We start from the raw sequence: 15,203 nt of genomic DNA, 5'->3' as shown, positions 1-15,203 counted from the left end.
TAAGCTATGACACTAACGTCAATGTCAAGGAAAGGGCCGCCGGATGCGAATACGCGATTTGAGTCTTGCCACCGGGGCGAGCCCGCGCATGCTCCGGCACTACGAGGGTGCCGGGATCCTCTCGCCAGAACGCGATACGAACGGTTACCGGAACTACCACCCCGAGGACGTCCAGACCGTGGACCATATCCGCTGCCTGCTCGCGTCCGGCCTTTCGCTGTCCGAGGCCGCCGCGATACTGCAGGTCGCTTGTATCGACCCCGCGGGTGCCTCCGATGCCGAGCGGGCAGCCGCATTGGCCCAACTCGACGAACGGACGGCGCAATTGGATGCCGGAATCGCCCGCCTCCAGGCTCAGAAGGCGGAAATTCTCGGACTTCGCTCGAGCATCGGGACGCCGGCGAGTCCCGCATCGAACCGGTCGGCAGCAGACGCGACCGGCCGGGCCCATACGGCCGGCAGACAAGCAGCTCATGCGGTTTCGGTACCCGAACCGAGCCGCGGGAACGGTTCGGTGGAGAACACGACCTCCACCGCCACCTCGAAATAGGCCGCGATCCGCAACGCCAGGTGCAGGCTGGGACTGTATTCACCACGTTCCAGGTAGCCCACGGTCTGATAGTGGACGCCCAGCGCCTCGGCCAGTTGCCGCCGCGAGATACCGCGTTCGGCGCGCAACATCGCGATACGGTTGTAGATGACCTCAGAAGGCACGCTGCATCGCCTTCTCGCGGCGAGCGGCCATACTCGACCCTGATTCGTGACGCGCCATGCGTCGCAACACTACCGGCGCGACGAGCAGGCCCACGACGGCCCATGCCCCCAGTACCGCGGCGGTTTCGAGATGCCGCCAGGACCGGTCGATCTCGATGGCCACCGTTTCGGGCGCCAGCAGCGCCGACCGCATCCCCAGACCCGCCCAATACATCGGGAAGGCCTGGGCTACCGACTGCAACCAGCCGGGCAGCGCCGTGATCGGGTAGAAGATGCCGGATATCGCGATGAGCCCCATCAGCGGCATGGTCAGCAGAAAGGTCGCACGTGGCCCCTCGAGGACACCACCGAGGATCGCGCCGGCCGGCAGGATGGCGAGGAGGCCGAGCAGGACGACCCAGCCGAACGTGAGCCACGCCCCGGGGCCGTCCGGTGACAACCCACCGATGACCAGCATGCCGACCACGAGCACCACGAGCACTTGCACGAGCACCGATCCCGCCGCGGTGGTGATCTTGCCGACGAAATATCCGATCATGCCGTTCGGGACGGCCTTGGCCCGCAGGAGCGTGCCGTCCTCGCGGTCCAGCACCAGTACATTGGCGATCGCGAACAGGCCGTTGAAGGCGATGATGCTGCCGAGCAGGCCGGGTAGCGCGAGCTCGGCGATCGACAGTCCGCTGTCCGCGTACTCCCGGTTGCGCAATAGGTAGAGCGCACACAGCGACAGCGCCGGTGTCAGGAACTGACCGAGCAGTTCGGGTGCGTTGCGGTACATCTGCCGCAGTTCGATCCAGGCGCGGGCGAAACCGCCGCGTACGGCGGTGGCGGTGGGATTCATCGGGTGACCTCCGCGAGAGTGTGCACCACTGCCCCCGGCTCCCCGGATTCGTGGCGGCGGACCAGCCTCATATAGGTGTCTTCCAGCGACGCCCGGCGGACCTCCAGATCGCCGATCCGGTCGCCGTGCTGTTCGAACAGTTCGTGCACGTATTTCGTGGCTTCGGTGGTGGTGTGCACGAAGCGCCGATCGCCCACGGTCCAGCGCACCTCGGCTTCCCCGGCGATACTGCGCGACAGTTCCTCTGCCGAACCGTCGGCGATGATCCGTCCACCGGCCAGGATCAGGATCCGATCGGCGAGCTTTTCCGCTTCGTCGAGGTCGTGGGTGGTCAGCAGTACCGTGGTGTCCTCGAGATCGGCGAGGCGGTGCACCAGATCGTGGAAATCGCGCCGGGCCGCGGGGTCGAAACCGGCGGTGGGTTCGTCCATGAACAGCAGCTCCGGGCGGCCGACGATCCCGATCGCCACATCCAGCCGCCGCCGCTGCCCACCGGACAGGGTGGAGATCTTGGCTCCCGCATGCTCGGTCAGCCCTACCAATTCGATGAGTTCACCGGTATCCCACGGCTTCCGAGCTCGGCGATCCGAGTAGGGACGGTAGTAGGCCCCGAGATGCGCGAGTAATTCCCGCACCCGCCATTTGGCATGATCGCGCCAGGACTGCAACACCACACCCATTCGCGCCCGCCAGGCTTCGTCGCCATGAGCCGGATCGACCCCCAGGACACGCACCTCCCCCGCCGAACGAGTGCGGAACCCCTCCAGGATCTCGAGCGTGGTGGTCTTACCCGCCCCATTGGGTCCGAGCATCACGAGGACCTCCCCACGCCGCGCCTGGAATGACACATCCCGCAGCACCTCGGTGGTGTCGTAGTGCATTCGCAGCGCGCCGACATCGATCACTACGCCGTCCCCCGAAGCCATGAGACCTCCCAATTGCCCAACTTAGACAAATGGTAGCATACGTACTACATATCGGAGCGGCGATACTCCACCACTCGTTCAGTGCGAATAGAGCGTTTCGCAACCGGTCAGCTTTCATCCATTCCGGGATCGACACCGGGAAGCCAACTACGACCGGGTTCGGTCCACTGCCGCTGTTTGATCATGCGACGAGCCTCGCGACGGTTGCGGCCGAGCAGGCGGTCCAGGTAGAGCCGTCCGGCCAAGTGGTCGGTTTCGTGTTGCAGACAGCGGGCCAGATAGCCGGTACCTTCGACGGAAACCGGGTCGCCGTATCTATCGACACCGGCAACCTGGGCGCTGTGCGCCCGGCCGGTCGGAAACCACTCCCCCGGCACCGAGAGGCACCCCTCGAGATCGTCCGGATCGGGCATGGTTTCCGGGATCGCGGACGTTTCCAGCACGGGATTCACCACATGACCGCGGTGGCGGCCGTCGGCGTCCACGAGGTCGTAGACGAAAACCGCACGTGGGTCGCCGACCTGGTTCGCGGCCAGACCCGCACCGTTGGCGGCGGTGAGGGTGTCGAACAGGTCCTCCACGAACGCGGCCAATTCGTCGTCGAACACGGTTACCGGGGTTGCCGGTGTGACCAGGCGCGGATCACCGGCGATCAGAATGGGTCGGACAGTCATGCCATAAGAGAGTACTCAAATACGAGTAGTCGTGTCAGACTGATGCGGTGAACGAAACCCGATTGTTCGTCCTCGCCGCACTCTCCCGGCGGGGGCCGATGCACGGCCATCAGATCCGGCGAGACGCCCGCCTCGACCGCGCCGACCTGTGGTCGCAGGTCAAGCCCGGATCCCTGTACAGCGCCCTGCACCGCATGGCCGACGAGGGCCTCATCCGCCCCCTGCGCACCGAACAGCAGGGCGCGCTACCCGCCCGCACCGTCTACGAGATCACCGACGAGGGGCATCGCGAACTACGCGCACTCCGCGACGAAGCCTTCACCGAAGTGGATCTGCGCCCGGACCCGGTCGACCTGGCCCTCGCCGTCAGCACCGATCTCGACCGCGAACTGCTGCGTGGTTACCTCGAAGACCGGATAGCCGCCCTGCGCGCCCGCGGCTCCCACATCGAACACCAACTCGACCGCCGCTGGCCGGACCAGAACATCGCCGACGACCTGATCGTCGAACACGCCCGCCTGCGGATCCAGGGGGAAATCGACTGGCACGAACGCGTACTCGCCGACATAGACAAACTCACCGCACCACGCTGAACCTCGGACAGCCTCCGCCGACCCGGCACAATCCGTACGCGCTGTTCGGCTCCCACGCCCTGTCCGGGCGCGCACGGCTCGAGGTGACCGCTCGATGTCACACTGTTCGCCCACGCCTCGTCGACCAACCGACACACAAAACGCGACACCGAGTCGCACAGGCGCAGGGAGATCACCATGGCAACAACCACGCAGCAGTCCGCGTCGCCGGTTCTCGTCCGGTCCGGGAACGCGGCGACGCTCCAGGACGGCGCGCTGAGCCTCATCACCCTGCTGGCCGACGCCGGCGAAACCGGCGGTGCGCTCACCGCCAACAAAGCGAGTCTGTCGAAGGGGTCACCCGGTGCGCCCGCGCATTTCCACACCGCGGCCACCGAAATGTTCCTGGTACTCGACGGGTCCATGCGCTTCCTGCTCGGCGACGAAATCGTCCGGCTCGAACGCGGCGATTTCCTCACCGTTCCGCCCACGGTGCCGCACGCCTTCGCCCCGGCGCCCGGTTCGGAAGCCGAACTGCTCGTGGTTTTCACACCGGGCCTGCACCGGTTCGACTACTACCGGCTGCTGGAGCGGGTGTACCGCGGCGAGGCGACCGTCCAAGAGATCCGGGACAGCTCCCAGCAGTACGACAACCACTACGTCGACAGCCCGGTATGGCGTGAGGAAATCGCCCGGGCCTGAGCGAGCCGAGCTAGCCCAGTACCAGCGGATCTCCGGTTCTGATGGTGCCGCCCTGCAGCACTGTCAGATACACCCCGGCGCAGGGCAGAGCGCCCCGCCCCGGAATGGCGACCTCGACCCGGTTCTCGGCCATCGGCCGGCGGACTGCCTCGGGTGAACGAGGAAGGTCCCCGTGCTCCAACGTCGGCACCGCGCAACGGGGGGTGGCCGTAATCGCCGACAACCGCACTTCACCGATGGACAATTCCTTTCCGACCCAGTCGTTTTCGCCGTAGGGCGGGAACCCCGCGGGTGTTGTCACGATCAGGTTCGGCCGATAACGCTCGGCCTCGACATCGAGCCGGTCGAGGCTGGCAGTGGTGACCAAATGCAGCGGAGCGTAATCGACGAAGGAGGTTCCCGGAGTGGCGCGGGCCACCGGCCCGGTCACGTAGTTCGACGCCGCATCGATCCCTTTGGCGAGCACCTCTTCGGGGTCGGCTCTTTCCATTTCGGCGCCGTCGGGACACTGGTCGGCCAGGCGGACTTCGCGTTCCAGCAGTTCGCTCAAGTGCCGGGCGGCGTCATCCGTATCGATCTCGATGATCCGCCCATCCGGCAATGTGATGCGCACTCGGCCCGGGGCTCCGGCGGCGGAGCATTGCAGCAGCCGCCGCCACAATTTGGGCTGTTTGGCGGTGGCGACCCGGCCGGTGGCCGTATCGATCACGGCCAGCGCCCGGTCGCCGAGGGCACCGCCGTTGTCGACCACGAGTTCCGGCACATCCTCGCCGAGCATGGATTTCACCGGGTACCTGCGCAGAGTCGTGACCTGCACCAGCTGTCGACCTCCTCTGTTCGGTTACCCGCGGTCCGGGCTCCCTCGTCTGCCCGCGGTCGGGGCTCGATCGTCGCGCAGCCGTGATTGTATCGGCCCGGCCCGCACCGGTCCCGTCGTCGGCGGACAGGCTTTCCGCGGGTCCGGCACGTCCTCCGGACTCGGGCTACGTTGGTGATGTGAGCGTATGGGGCGAAATCATCGTCGGCCTGGTGATTCTGGTCGGCCTGGTCGGTATCGTGGTGCCGATTCTGCCGGGGGTGGTCCTGATCTTCGCGGCGGTCGCGGTGTGGGCGTTCCTCACCGGCGGGACCGTGGCGTGGGTGGTGCTCGGGATCAGCACGCTGCTGCTGGTGATCTCGGGGGTGGTGAAATACACCTGGCCCGGCCGGAATCTGAAGGAGGCCGGGATTCCGAACCGGACCCTGCTGCTGGGTGGGCTTGCCGGAATCGCCGGCTTCTTCGTGATCCCGGTGGTCGGACTGTTCGTGGGTTTCGTTGTGGGGGTGTATTTCTCGGAGATGGCCCGGATGCCCGACAACCGGCAGGCGTGGGCGTCGAGCAAGCATGCGATCAAGGGCGTGGGCCTGTCGATCCTGGTGGAATTGCTGGGCGCTCTGCTCGCGAGCGGGGTCTGGGTGATCGGGGCGATCGCCGCCTGACGCCACCGTGCGTCAGCGCGGGCCCGGGCCTCGTCCCGGCCGTCGCTCGACGATCGGGAGCGGCCGGGTGGTGCCGTCGGAGGCAGGGCGGCGGGCTGCCTCCCGAAGCGACGGGGCGAACAAGGGGAGCGTGGGGGTGGGGTCTTCGAGAGTGCGGTCGATGGGCGGTAGACCGTAGAACGCGCGGGCATTGTCCTCGAGAACCGCGTGCATATCGGTGCCGACCACGTCGGCGATCAGCTCCACATCGGCCTCCCGGAAGGGGCGGCCGGCGCGAGTGCCGGGCAGGTCGCTGCCGAACATGAGCGCTTCGGGGTTCACCGCGTGGATCCGGCGCAGGGCCGTCGCGACGTCCATATCGACCCGCCCGAAACCGGTCGCCTTCACCCGGGCGCCCCGATCGACGAGATCGAGCAGGTAGGACAGTCCCTCCTCGGACATCCCCAGGTGATCGACGGATACCTTCGGCAGTTTCAGGATCACCGGCTGCAAGGAGGCCAGCATCTGGCCGTCGACATAGATTTCCACATGCCAGCCCACGAGTTCGTGCGCACGCAGGGCTTGACGGGTCATGCCGGCGATATCGGTGGCGGCGCGTTTGAGGTTGAACCGCACCGCCCGCACCCCGGCCTCGTGCAGATCGAGAATTTCCGAATCCGAGGCATCCAGATCGAGCCGGGTGACCCCGACCCAGCCCGGTCCGAGTTCGGCCAGCGCGGCCCGCAGGTAGCTCTGGTCGTTGGCCTGGAAGGAGGCGCTGACCACCGCGCCGCCGGAGAGCTCGAACCGCGACATCCGGCGCCGGTAGTCGGCAATGGTGTACGGCTCCGGTAGGTAGCCCTCGTTCTCGATCAGCGGAAAACGCGGATCGATGATGTGCACATGGGCATCGAACACGGATACAGAATGCCTGATACGTCGTGGCGGTGCCCGCTCCGGCAAGTCCTGGCCGGAGCGGGCTCGGAGTTTACACCTTGTGGGGTTCGCTGGCGCGCAGCATATCTTCGCGTTCGACGACCTTGACCCGTTCCCGGCCCTCGGGCTCGCCCAGCGAACGCTCGTGCGCGTCCAGGCGGTACCAGCCCGCCCAGGTGGTGAACGGGATACCGCGGCTCTCCAGGAAGTCGGTCACCGCGTCGAGCTCCGGGCTCTCGGCGGCACCGAAGTTCTTGCTGTCGTCCAGCAGGCAGGCCACCGTCTCGTTCGCGTCCCCCTTGGTGTGACCGATCAGGCCGACCGGGCCGCGTTTGATCCAGCCGGTCACATAGGTGCCCGGCATATACCGAGCGGAACCGTCGGCATTCTCGTCGACCAGTACGCGCCCGGCCTCGTTCGGGATGACCCCGGCCTGATCGTCGAACGGCAGTTCCGAGATGTTCTGCGACAGGTATCCGACGGCCCGGTAGACCGCCTGGACATCCCAGTCACGGAAGTTCCCGGTGCCCTTCACGTTGCCGGTGCCGTCGAGCTGGGTGCGTTCGGTCCGCAGCCCCACGACCTTGCCGTCCTTGCCCACGATTTCGGAAGGCGATTCGAAGAAATGCAGGAACAGCTTGTGCGGGCGGTTGCCCTGGTCCCGGATCGCCCACTGCTCGAGGGTGTTGGCGACCATATCGACCTGCTTGGAATGCCGGCGAGCGGCTTCCGAACCCTCGTCGTAGTCGATGTCCTCGGGGTCGACGATGACCTCGATCGTCGGCGAATGATCCAGTTCCCGCAGCTCCAGCGGGGTGAACTTGGCCTGCGCGGGACCGCGCCGCCCGAAGACGTGCACCTCGACGGCCTTGTTCTCCTTCAGCCCGGCGTAGACGTTCGGCGGGATCTCGGTCGGCAGCAGTTCGTCACCGGTCTTGGCCAGTACTCGCGCCACATCCAGTGCCACATTGCCCACGCCGAGCACGGCGACCTTCTCCGCGTCCAACGGCCACACACGCGGTACGTCGGGGTGCCCGTCGTACCAGGACACGAAATCGGCCGCACCGTAGGAGCCGTCCAGGTCGATACCCGGGATCGGCAGCGCCCGGTCGGCGTTGGCTCCGGTGGAGAAGATCACCGCATCGTAGAAACGCCGCAGATCCGAGAGCGTGATGTCGGTGCCGTAGTCGATATTGCCGAGCAGGCGCACCTGCTCCTTGTCCAGCACCTTGTGCAGCGCGGTGACGATGCCTTTGATCCGCGGATGATCGGGCGCGACACCGTAGCGGATCAGCCCGAACGGGGCGGGCATCCGCTCGAACAGGTCGATCGAAACCTCGGCATCCGACTTCATCAACGCATCAGCGGCGTAGATACCCGCCGGACCAGCCCCCACGATCGCGATCCGAAGCGGGCGATTCGCTTCCTTCTGCTCGGTCATCTGTTTCGCGCACCCTTATCGGTCGAAAGAATCACTGGCGTTGCACTTAGCTTAGGCTAAGTTGACGCGTGGCTTGTCTGCGCCGTCATCGCGCCGTACCGGTCGGCCGGCACTACGTCTTCCCACGTCCCCGCGGCGACTGCTGTGCCGTCCACCCGCGGTCACTCGCGATTCTATCGGGGTGGGGGCGCAGCACCGATCCCGGGACCAGGGATGATCATCGGTATGAGCGATTCCGGACCCGGAGACGAACCGGCGCCCACCGACCCGGAGGACACCCCACCACAGCGCGCGATCACGCCGTTCGTCGTGGCCGCGGCGATCGCGGCCGTGATCCTGGGCGGCATCGTGCTCACCGGCTGGCTGGCACCGGTTGAGAAAAATGTCACAGATTCCGACCGGATCGCGGGGGCGGTCCGGGAGTTCGCCGATGTGAGCAGCCGCTACGGGCCGGAGCCACCGCGCGAGGCGGTATGTCCCGGTTTCGTCCCGGCGCGTTCGCCGATGGCCGGGCGGCTGCAACCCGGTGAGACCGGAAAAGATATCGAGATCACGAAATTCGGGCCGGTCCAGATCAACGGCGAGAACGCGACCATCGAGGTGACCAGCCGGGTCGAAGACCAGGAAGCGACCTCGACCTGGTGGTTGTTCCGGAGCGACGACGACTGGAAAGTGTGCAACCAGCCCGTCGAATGAACTCGGATCGGACGTCAACCGGGGTTTGACACGGCCGGGGCGGTCCGGGCAATCTCATTGATTAGGTCATGAGTACCAGCGTCAAGCCCCGGCTCGCTGGTCGGCAACCCTCCTCCGCGGTGGGGTGCTCCGGGTGACGACCTGGCGCGCATCGAACGGATGCGGCAAGTGCGGATTCGCAGGAGGTACCACGTTGAGTTACGCAGGTGATATCGGTCCACAGCAGGCATGGGAACTGCTGGCCGAGAACCCGGACGCCGTCCTGGTGGACGTGCGCACCGAAGCCGAATGGAAGTTCGTCGGTGTTCCCGACACCAGCTCCGTCGCCAAACCGACGCTGCTGGTGGAGTGGGTCGATTCCACCGGCGCCCGCAACACCGGGTTCCTGGACCAGTTGCGTACGGCCCTGGGCGATCGTCCGGCCGACGCCCCGGTGCTGTTCCTGTGCCGTTCCGGTCAGCGCTCGGCACATGCCGCCGACGTCGCGACCGCGGCCGGAATCGCCCCCTCCTACAACATCTCCGACGGCTTCGAAGGCCCGCTCGACGAATTCGGGCATCGCGGTGGCACGGGCTGGCGAGCCCTCGGCCTGCCCTGGCGGCAGTCGTGATCAGTGGCGGCGCGTTCGAACGCGTCCTGCCCGACGGTGTCGGACCGGCCACGCTCGGCGTACGCGGCGGCCTGAACCGGTCCGGTTTCGAGGAGACCTCCGAGGCCCTGTACCTGAATTCGGGGTTCGTCTACGCCAGCGCCGAGGCCGCCGAGGCGGCGTTCACCGGTGATTCCCCGCATTACGTGTACTCCCGGTACGGCAACCCGACCGTGGCCACTTTCCAGGAACGGATGCGCCTGCTCGACGGCGCCGAGGCGTGTTTCGCCACCGCCAGCGGTATGGCGGCGGTATTCGTCGCGCTCGGTGCGCTGCTGCGCGCCGGTGACCGGCTGGTGGCCGCGCGCAGCCTGTTCGGGTCGTGTTTCGTGGTGTGCAACGAGATCCTGCCGCGCTGGGGTATCGAAACGGTTTTCGTCGACGGTGAAGACCTGGACCAGTGGGAGGCGGCACTGTCCGAACCCACTGCCGCGGTGTTCTTCGAAACCCCGGCCAACCCGATGCAGACCCTGGTCGATGTGCGCAAAGTATGCGAGATCGCCCATGCGGCGGGCGCGAAGGTGGTGCTGGACAACGTTTTCGCCACCCCGCTGCTGCAACGCGGATTCGAACTCGGCGCCGATGTGATCGTGTATTCGGGCACCAAGCACATCGACGGCCAGGGGCGGGTGCTCGGCGGCGCGATCCTCGGGTCGCAGGAGTACATCGAAGGCCCGGTCAAAACGCTTATGCGGCACACCGGGCCGGCACTGAGCCCGTTCAACGCGTGGACCCTGCTCAAGGGCCTGGAAACCATGCCGCTGCGGGTCCGGCAGTCCACCGAATCGGCGCTACGGATCGCGCGCTACCTCGACGAGCATCCCGCCGTCAGCTGGGTGCGCTACCCATTCCTGGAAACGCATCCGCAGTACAAACTGGCCGTCGATCAGATGAGCGGCGGCGGCACAGTGGTGACCTTCGAACTGAAAGCCGCCGCGGACGCGGCCAAGAAACGCGCTTTCGAGGTGCTCAACGGGTTGCGGATCATCGATATCTCCAACAATCTCGGTGACGCGAAATCGCTGATCACCCATCCGGCGACCACGACCCATCGCGCCATGGGCCCGGAAGGGCGGGCGAGTATCGGACTGTCGGACGGGGTTGTGCGGGTTTCGGTGGGGCTCGAGGATATCGAGGACCTGCTGGGCGACCTGGATCACGCACTGGGCTGAAGGGAGCACTGCCGCTCCGCGCACGCGGCGCCGGGCCGGGCCGGGCCGGGCCGGGCCGGGCCGGGGGCATGCTCGGTGCGGTGCGGACCGCAAGTTTCCGGGCGCCCTCCCGGTTCAGGGACCGGCGCAGCGCCTTCGGTCGGCAACAGCAGTCAGATCTGCTTCGGCGGCGGATCGGCGAAGGGGGTTCGCACCCGGCCGACCAGTTCGGCGACCGAGTTGAGGACCATGGTGGGGCGGTACGGGTAGTGCTCGACCGACTGCCGGGTGGAGATACCGGAGGTGACCAGGACCGTGCGCATACCGGCCTCCATCCCGGAGATGACATCGGTGTCCATCCGGTCGCCGATCATCACGCTGCTGCGCGAATGCGCGTCGATCCGGCGTAGCGCCGACCGCATCATCAGCGGGTTCGGTTTGCCGATGTAGTACGGGTCGCGGCCGGTGGCGCGGGTGATCAATGCCGCCACCGAGCCGGTGGCGGGCAGTACGCCGTCACGCGAAGGCCCGGTGGCGTCGGGGTTGGTGGCGATGAAACGGGCACCGCGCTCGACCAGCCGGATGGCGGTGGTGATCGCCTCGAACGAGTAGGTGCGGGTCTCGCCGAGCACCACATAGTCCGGATCGACGTCGGTGAGCACGTAACCGATCTCGTGCAGCGCGGTGGTCAGGCCCGATTCACCCACCACGTAGGCGGTGCCACCGGGCCGCTGCTCGTTCAGGAAACTGGCGGTGGCCAGCGCGGAGGTCCAGATCGACTGCTCCGGGATATCCAGCCCGTTCTGGCGTAGACGCGCCTGGAGATCACGCGGGGTGCGGATCGAATTGTTGGTCAGCACCAGGAACGGGATCTGCTCGGCCTGTAATTCGGCGAGGAATTCGTCGGCGCCGGGCACCAGGTGCTCCTCCCGCACCAGCACCCCGTCCATATCGGTGAGGTAGGACAGAATCGGTTCATCGGTACTCACCCGTCAATTCTGCGCTTCGCGGCGCCGACGATGGGTACGCCGCGCCCGGAACCCGCGGTGGTGGCCCGGTGATCCGGCCCACCGGACGCAGCCGTCCGCCGCGCTGACTATGGTCGATTCCGGGCCGGAAACGGTGCGAACACAACGCGACAGGAGTGGCGCATATGGGTGAGCTGAAGCTCGGGTACAAGGCGTCGGCGGAACAATTCGGACCGCGGGAACTGGTGGAACTGGCGGTGCTGGCCGAGGAACACGGCCTCGACAGCGCCACGGTGAGCGACCATTTCCAGCCGTGGCGGCACAAGGGCGGGCACGCACCGTTCTCCCTGGCCTGGATGGCGGCCGCGGGTGAACGCACCGAGCGGATCATGCTCGGCACTTCGGTGCTCACCCCGACCTTCCGGTACAACCCCGCGGTGATCGCGCAGGCCTTCGCGACGATGGGCTGCCTGTATCCCGGACGGGTGATGCTGGGCGTGGGTACCGGCGAGGCGCTGAACGAGATCGCCACCGGGTACGCCGGAGAATGGCCGGAGTTCAAGGAGCGGTTCGCACGCCTGCGCGAATCGGTGGATCTGATGCGGGCGCTGTGGACGGGCGCGCGCACCGATTTCGACGGCACCTACTACCGTACGGTCGGCGCCTCGATCTACGACGTTCCCGAAGGCGGGATCCCGGTGTATATCGCGGCCGGCGGCCCGGTGGTGGCCCGGTACGCGGGCCGGGCCGGCGACGGATTCATCTGCACCTCCGGCAAGGGCATGGACCTCTACACCGAGAAACTGATGCCGGCGGTGTCCGAGGGCGCGGCGAAGGTGGACCGGGAGGTCAGCACGATCGACCGGATGATCGAAATCAAGATCTCCTACGACACCGACCCCGATCTCGCACTGGAGAACACCCGCTTCTGGGCGCCGCTGTCGCTGACCGCGGAACAGAAGCACAGCATCACCGACCCGATCGAAATGGAGGAGGCGGCCGACGCGCTGCCGATCGAGCAGATCGCCAAACGCTGGATCGTCGCCAGCGACCCGGACCAGGCCGTCGAACTGATCAAGCCGTACCTGGACGCGGGCCTGAACCACCTGGTCTTCCACGCCCCCGGGCACGATCAGCGGCGGTTCCTGGACCTGTTCCGGCGTGATCTCGCACCGCGCCTGCGCGACCTGGCGTAAGCGGGTACTCGGCCGGCGAACCCGCGGACAGAGGTGGCGAAGTGTCACCTGCACCGCCGGGCGCCGGCCGAGCACGGCATCGTGGCGACGACGTTATCGGTCACCGGCACCGGGCACCGTGGGGCAGCGTTTCCGCTCGCCGGCCGGCTCCTCCTGCCCGCTGCCCTGCGACGCGTACCGTACCTCGTGCGGCGTGCATCCGTACCGCGCCTTGAAGGCGGCGCCGAAGGCGCTGAGCGACCGGAAACCGCTGGCATAGGCGATATCGACGATGGTGCGGTCTGCGGGGCCACGGCGCAGCAGCCGGTGTGCCACGGCTAGTCGCTCGGTACGGATCAGTCGACCGGGCGTGGTACCGGTGCGATGCAGCGCCAGTTGTATCTGCCGCAACGACCAGCCCAGACCGTGCGCGATCGCCGCGGGCGTGAGATCGGGTTCCGTAGCATGCAGGCGGACGTAATCACGGACCGCGAGATCGACCGTCCCGAGGGTGGTGGAAGCGGTTGCGGGTCGCAGGCACAATCCGAGTAGTTCGATGATCATGTCGCACGCGGCCGCGAACCCACATCCGTCCAGTGTCGCGCGCTGTTCGACGAGGCCGCCGACCATACCCGTGACGATGGGCCCCAAGCCCTGTTCCAGGTCGACGACCGCCGGACCGGCGCCGGGGGCGAGAGGCAGGGCACCGGCCGGAATACTCAGTACACGGGCTCGCGTTCCCCGCGGCTGCCGGAAATCCGCCGGACGTGATTTCGTCACGACTGCGGCCTGTCCGGGACGAACCCACACCGCTCGATCGTCCTGCCGGAGACCGAGCACACCGGCGGTCGGTACGGCCAGCCGTAGGCCGGCGTCGTCGTCGTCGCGGATATCTTCTCGCGTCCGCGTGTACACGATGTCGTCGGAGCAGACATCGATCAGCAGATAGTCCGCATTTCCCTGAATCGACATACTGCCACGGAACGTCGGTGCGTCGGCGAAACGGAACCGCAGAGTGCCCTGGTTGCGGCACACGTGTTCGGCCCAGAAGTCGGCCGACGCGGCCGCGGGAACCGCGGAAGTATCGGCGCGGCCCACTGAATAGGTTTCGACCGGCGCCATGAGCAACCTCCACCCGCCGTGTGCCCCGGTGTCCACACGGCCAAGATCCGGCGTGGACGAGCATGAACAGTCGCCAGTGAACCTACCAGCGCGCTCACAACGGAACCGGAAACCGCGGGCCTGCCCCGCGAAGGGCACGCCTCGTAGCGCGAACAGCCCGGATACGACCGGCGTTCGATGATCCGCTCACCTGCCGGTGTGGGTATGCCGATCCAGGAAGGTACGGATCGCATCGTTGACACGATCCGGCACCTCCGCCGCTATCAGGTGGGCGGCATCATCGATAACGGCCAGTTGCGCCCCCGGAATGCTCTCCGCCATGGCTTCGACCTCGGGCAGCGGGAAGGTCCGGTCTTCTCTGCCGGCGATAACCAAGGTCGGACAGCTGATCGATGCGAGCGCGGCGCGCTGATCCGGACGCTCGATCACCACGGACCGGACGGCATGGATCAGTGAATCCGGATCGTTCTTCTGTGAAATGGTCAGCACCCGGCGGACGACGTCCGGGCGGTTTCGTAGCGAGGTCGGTCCGAGAAAAGCGCGGACGACAGACCGGGTCAGCGGTGGCCTGATACCGCCGAGCATGCGCGCCAGAACGAGTAGCGCTCGGTATTCCAGCCGCTGACGCCGGGAGGCCGGCGATGCCGTGCCGTTCATGAGGACGGTCGCGCGGACTCGCTCGGGAAATCCGGCACTGAATGTCGCGCCGACCATCGCCCCCCAGGAATTTCCTATGAAGTAGGTCCACGGGATTTCGAGGTGATCGAGTACGTCGACTACGCACTGAGCGCATTCACCGAACGTGAACTGCCGTTCGAGCGGACTGGACCTGCCGTGGCCAGGGGGGTCGACCCCGATAACGGTGTGACTCCGTGCGAAGTAATCGATCTGGGCATCCCAGAGGCTTGTGTCCATCAGGAGACTGGGCCACATGAGCATCGGATCGCCCTGGCCGGTGACGACAACGTGCAATTGCCCCAGCCGAGTGGGGACGAATACATCTCTGGTTTCCATAGGCTGCCTATTCTTGTGACCGCACCCCGGCCGTTCGACCGGATTAACGCAGAGGACAACCGGAAACGCGCAGGATTGTCACCGTTACCAGTTGTCGAGCGGTCACCGGGCCGTGCCAGGCCACGAGCACCGGTGCACCGGTGCACACCGTTAGGCTCTAGCTC

The 15,203-nt window shown here is 66.6% G+C and carries 18 protein-coding genes and 1 riboswitch; of the genes, 8 read left to right on the top strand and 10 right to left on the bottom strand.

Features of this window, described 5'->3' with window-relative positions; translation table 11 throughout:
• Nucleotides 1-43 precede the first annotated feature (43 nt).
• Nucleotides 44-550, top strand: a complete 507-nt coding sequence (locus tag NFL01S_RS37670) for a MerR family transcriptional regulator (protein WP_084493012.1) — start codon at nt 44-46, stop codon at nt 548-550.
• On the opposite strand, the gene NFL01S_RS20655 is transcribed toward NFL01S_RS37670, so the two are convergent.
• From NFL01S_RS20655 to NFL01S_RS20640, 4 genes are all read right to left on the bottom strand, one after another.
• The gene (locus tag NFL01S_RS20655; protein WP_084493010.1) at nt 472-714 is read right to left on the bottom strand and encodes a helix-turn-helix transcriptional regulator; all 243 of its coding nucleotides are present in this window, start codon (nt 712-714) and stop codon (nt 472-474) included. The two genes, NFL01S_RS37670 and NFL01S_RS20655, sit on opposite strands and share 79 nt — an antisense overlap.
• Nucleotides 704-1,555 (bottom strand): ABC transporter permease, encoded by an 852-nt coding sequence (locus NFL01S_RS20650; RefSeq protein ID WP_062977727.1) that lies wholly within the window; start codon nt 1,553-1,555, stop codon nt 704-706. The genes NFL01S_RS20655 and NFL01S_RS20650 overlap by 11 nt, the downstream gene beginning before the upstream one ends.
• A complete protein-coding gene (locus NFL01S_RS20645; protein WP_062977724.1) occupies nt 1,552-2,481 on the bottom strand; it encodes an ABC transporter ATP-binding protein in 930 nt (309 codons plus the stop codon). Before NFL01S_RS20645 ends, NFL01S_RS20650 begins: the two co-directional genes overlap by 4 nt.
• 107 nt (nt 2,482-2,588) lie before the next feature.
• On the bottom strand, nt 2,589-3,155 hold the full coding sequence (locus NFL01S_RS20640) for a peptide deformylase (protein ID WP_062977722.1): 567 nt from the start codon (nt 3,153-3,155) through the stop codon (nt 2,589-2,591).
• 47 nt (nt 3,156-3,202) lie between these two features.
• Here NFL01S_RS20640 and NFL01S_RS20635 point away from each other — a divergent pair, with 47 nt between their 5' ends.
• Together NFL01S_RS20635 and NFL01S_RS20630 are read left to right on the top strand one after the other, a co-directional pair.
• On the top strand, nt 3,203-3,748 hold the full coding sequence (locus NFL01S_RS20635; protein ID WP_062977719.1) for a PadR family transcriptional regulator: 546 nt from the start codon (nt 3,203-3,205) through the stop codon (nt 3,746-3,748).
• Nucleotides 3,749-3,925: 177 nt separating this feature from the next.
• Nucleotides 3,926-4,429, top strand: a complete 504-nt coding sequence (locus NFL01S_RS20630; RefSeq protein WP_062977717.1) for a cupin domain-containing protein — start codon at nt 3,926-3,928, stop codon at nt 4,427-4,429.
• 10 nt (nt 4,430-4,439) lie between these two features.
• Here the strand turns inward: NFL01S_RS20630 and NFL01S_RS20625 are convergent, their stop codons facing one another.
• Nucleotides 4,440-5,246, bottom strand: coding sequence for an MOSC domain-containing protein (locus NFL01S_RS20625; protein ID WP_062977715.1), 807 nt, complete (start codon nt 5,244-5,246; stop codon nt 4,440-4,442).
• Between the two features lie 179 nt (nt 5,247-5,425).
• On the opposite strand from NFL01S_RS20625, the gene NFL01S_RS20620 reads away from it, so the two are divergent.
• Nucleotides 5,426-5,908: a DUF456 domain-containing protein gene (locus NFL01S_RS20620; protein ID WP_062977713.1), complete on the top strand. Its 483-nt coding sequence runs from the start codon at nt 5,426-5,428 to the stop codon at nt 5,906-5,908.
• 12 nt (nt 5,909-5,920) lie between these two features.
• Here the strand turns inward: NFL01S_RS20620 and NFL01S_RS20615 are convergent, their stop codons facing one another.
• Entirely contained in the window at nt 5,921-6,805 is an 885-nt protein-coding gene (locus NFL01S_RS20615; RefSeq protein ID WP_062977711.1) for an amidohydrolase family protein, read from the bottom strand.
• 70 nt (nt 6,806-6,875) lie between these two features.
• Entirely contained in the window at nt 6,876-8,264 is a 1,389-nt protein-coding gene (locus tag NFL01S_RS20610; protein WP_062977709.1) for an FAD-dependent oxidoreductase, read from the bottom strand.
• Between the two features lie 225 nt (nt 8,265-8,489).
• On the opposite strand from NFL01S_RS20610, the gene NFL01S_RS20605 reads away from it, so the two are divergent.
• The 3 genes from NFL01S_RS20605 (at nt 8,490) to NFL01S_RS20595 (ending at nt 10,781) form a co-directional block, all read left to right on the top strand.
• Nucleotides 8,490-8,960, top strand: coding sequence for an Rv0361 family membrane protein (locus NFL01S_RS20605; RefSeq protein WP_157116759.1), 471 nt, complete (start codon nt 8,490-8,492; stop codon nt 8,958-8,960).
• Nucleotides 8,961-9,024: 64 nt separating this feature from the next.
• A riboswitch (SAM riboswitch) is annotated at nt 9,025-9,137 on the top strand.
• 16 nt (nt 9,138-9,153) lie between these two features.
• Nucleotides 9,154-9,570: a rhodanese-like domain-containing protein gene (locus NFL01S_RS20600; protein WP_033246675.1), complete on the top strand. Its 417-nt coding sequence runs from the start codon at nt 9,154-9,156 to the stop codon at nt 9,568-9,570.
• Complete coding sequence (locus NFL01S_RS20595) at nt 9,567-10,781, top strand: O-succinylhomoserine sulfhydrylase (RefSeq protein ID WP_062977704.1); 1,215 nt, start codon at nt 9,567-9,569, stop codon at nt 10,779-10,781. Before NFL01S_RS20600 ends, NFL01S_RS20595 begins: the two co-directional genes overlap by 4 nt.
• A gap of 152 nt (nt 10,782-10,933) precedes the next feature.
• Here the strand turns inward: NFL01S_RS20595 and NFL01S_RS20590 are convergent, their stop codons facing one another.
• Nucleotides 10,934-11,710, bottom strand: a complete 777-nt coding sequence (locus tag NFL01S_RS20590; protein ID WP_062978173.1) for an HAD-IIA family hydrolase — start codon at nt 11,708-11,710, stop codon at nt 10,934-10,936.
• A gap of 203 nt (nt 11,711-11,913) precedes the next feature.
• Here NFL01S_RS20590 and fgd point away from each other — a divergent pair, with 203 nt between their 5' ends.
• Complete coding sequence (fgd, locus tag NFL01S_RS20585; protein WP_174555710.1) at nt 11,914-12,924, top strand: glucose-6-phosphate dehydrogenase (coenzyme-F420); 1,011 nt, start codon at nt 11,914-11,916, stop codon at nt 12,922-12,924.
• 93 nt (nt 12,925-13,017) lie between these two features.
• Here the strand turns inward: fgd and NFL01S_RS20580 are convergent, their stop codons facing one another.
• Complete coding sequence (locus tag NFL01S_RS20580) at nt 13,018-14,025, bottom strand: helix-turn-helix transcriptional regulator (protein ID WP_062977699.1); 1,008 nt, start codon at nt 14,023-14,025, stop codon at nt 13,018-13,020.
• Between the two features lie 186 nt (nt 14,026-14,211).
• Entirely contained in the window at nt 14,212-15,039 is an 828-nt protein-coding gene (locus tag NFL01S_RS20575) for an alpha/beta fold hydrolase (protein ID WP_084493006.1), read from the bottom strand.
• Nucleotides 15,040-15,203: the final 164 nt, after the last annotated feature.

Source organism: Nocardia flavorosea NBRC 108225 (genome assembly GCF_001613385.1).
In the GTDB taxonomy this organism is placed as follows: Bacteria; Actinomycetota; Actinomycetes; order Mycobacteriales; family Mycobacteriaceae; genus Nocardia; species Nocardia flavorosea.
This window is presented reverse-complemented; position numbering and strand designations above follow the sequence as displayed.